Raw genomic sequence first — 1,976 nt, 5'->3', positions numbered from 1 at the left:
TGCTGCGGGGGGGCCTGGCCGCGGGGTGCCGGTATTTCGTCAACGGGGGGGAGGTACGGCGCTCCGGCACCCGCCTCACCGTGGCCTACAACCGGACCCGGACCAGGAGGGGCCGCGTGGTGCTCTGGCTCAGCGTCCACCGCACCGTAGGCCGCGGCGAACGCTCCAGCGGCCTGTCCTTCGACCTCCTCACGCCCCCTGCCGAGCCGGGCAGTTGACAGGACCACGGTCGTCGGCCCGTGGATTGCGGGGGTGCGGCGAAGTTCTTGTCGTAGTTCTGGCGGCTTGATCCATTTCGGGCGGAGCCCTGTTCGTCGTCTCAGCCGAACCGCAGGATGCGTGGGGCGACGGTGCCCTCGGGGCCGGCGGCGCGGCCGACCGACCACACCGTCGTCGTACCCGGCACCGGCGCCGGCCGCAGCACCGAGGAGTCGCCCTCCCCGGCCACGGCCGGTTCGCTGTACTCGGTGAATGACCGCCCGTTCCAGGCAAGGAAGTCCGGCCCGGGGACAAACGGCGGACTGCTGCCTGGCGGGCCCCCCTTCTGCGAGCGCGCGACCGAGATCCAGGCCAGCGCGCCGGACGTGGTGGGCGTCAGTGAGCTGACCGAGCCGAAGTCGGTGGGCACGCTCACGTGGCTCCACGCCTGCCCGTCGAGGCGGACCAGCAGTGGCGGAATCGGCCGGCCCGGTGGGCCCCCGACGAACCCGGCCGTGCCCCCCGCCCAGACCTCCGTCGGCGAGACCGCCAGCACACTGCTCACGGCGGACCGCGGGAATCCATCCACGATCGTCTGTTGCCACGCCTGCCCGTTCCAGTGCGACACGGCAGCACCCGAGGCGGTGGCGCCCGCGGCCCAGACGTCGTCGGCCGCCAGGATGTGCAGGCCGTACACGGATCCCGGCGGCACCGGCACGTCCCGCCAGCCGCGACCGTCCCGGCGCAGCAATACCTGCTCTCCGTCCCGCGAACCGATCAGCCAGGTCTCACCGCCGCCGGCGACGGCTTTGGTCAGCACGACCCCGCGCGGCGGCCGGCTCTCGTGCCAGGAATTGCCGTCGTGGCGGAGCAGGTGGGTGCCGCCCGCCGAGTCGCGGCCGACCGCCCAGACCGCGGTCGGTGAGGTCGCGGCGATGGACAGCAGCTCTCCCTGCCAGCCGATCCCGGGCAGGCTCTGGCGCTGCCACGCGGTTCCGTCCCAGCGCAGCACCAGCGGGAAGCCCGGCGCCTCGCGACCGACGGCGTCGGCACCCACCGCCCACGCCCGGTCCGGACCGAACGCCACGGCCTCGTTCAGCGCCGCCTGCGGGCGTACCTGTGCCGGGACCGGAACGTGGTGCCAGGACAGGGTTTCCGCCGCGGCCGAGGACATGATGGTCACGATGGTCATGGCGACAGCGAGGGCCGCGACGAGGAGTCTGCGTGCCATGGGAAGTCGGCGTGCCATGGTCAGCCTCCCAGCCGCTCGCTCATCAGGTTCGGTTTCGAGCCGTAGATCTCCACGGTCCCGAAGGACAGCAGTGAGGACCCGGCCCTCGCCAGCGCACGCGGCTTGACGTCGATGGCGTTCGTGCGCTCCGGGCCGTGGGAGAAGGTGGTGCGAGGGCCGTCCACCCGTGCGTACTTCGACTGGAACGCGCGGTCGCTGCGCACCGGCAGCCACAGCGCGCCGTCCGGGCCGCGCACCATGGCCTCGGTGTAGGTGTCGCCCAGCGGTGGGTAAGTGGTGCGCCAGGCGTGCCCGTTGAAGGTCATCAGGTAGGTGCGGGCCACGCCGTCGGTGTACTGGCTGCCGCCGATCGTGACCCGGCCGGACGGTTCGAGCAGGATCGTGTGCACGTTGCTGTTCGGCGACAGGGACACCTGCGCGTCCCGCCATGCCGTGCCGTCCCAGCGCAGGACGGTGGTCCCGGTGCTGGTGTCCGCCCAGGCCCAGGCGTCGGTGGCCGTACGCGCGGTGATCCCCATCAGGTAGT

Annotated in this window: 1 protein-coding gene and 2 pseudogenes; 1 reads left to right on the top strand and 2 read right to left on the bottom strand. The window is 72.6% G+C overall.

Annotation, left to right across the window (positions count from 1 at the left end):
* A pseudogene (locus tag O3Q52_RS52500) lies at nt 1–218 on the top strand (hypothetical protein); the annotation flags it as partial.
* Between the two features lie 101 nt (nt 219–319).
* Here the strand turns inward: O3Q52_RS52500 and O3Q52_RS52495 are convergent.
* Together O3Q52_RS52495 and O3Q52_RS52490 are read right to left on the bottom strand one after the other, a co-directional pair.
* Nucleotides 320–1,429: a hypothetical protein gene (locus O3Q52_RS52495; RefSeq protein ID WP_332113033.1), complete on the bottom strand. Its 1,110-nt coding sequence runs from the start codon at nt 1,427–1,429 to the stop codon at nt 320–322.
* Nucleotides 1,430–1,449: 20 nt separating this feature from the next.
* Nucleotides 1,450–1,976 (bottom strand): annotated as a pseudogene (locus O3Q52_RS52490) (hypothetical protein); the annotation flags it as partial.

The organism is Streptomyces sp. ActVer, assembly GCF_027270795.1.
Taxonomy (GTDB): Bacteria; Actinomycetota; Actinomycetes; order Streptomycetales; family Streptomycetaceae; genus Streptomyces; species Streptomyces umbrinus_A.
This window is presented reverse-complemented; position numbering and strand designations above follow the sequence as displayed.

Bases quoted from the DNA above. Each gene is read 5' to 3' on its own strand.
- O3Q52_RS52495 (WP_332113033.1), bottom strand. From the start codon at position 1,429: ATGGCACGCAGACTCCTCGTCGCGGCCCTCGCTGTCGCCATGACCATC.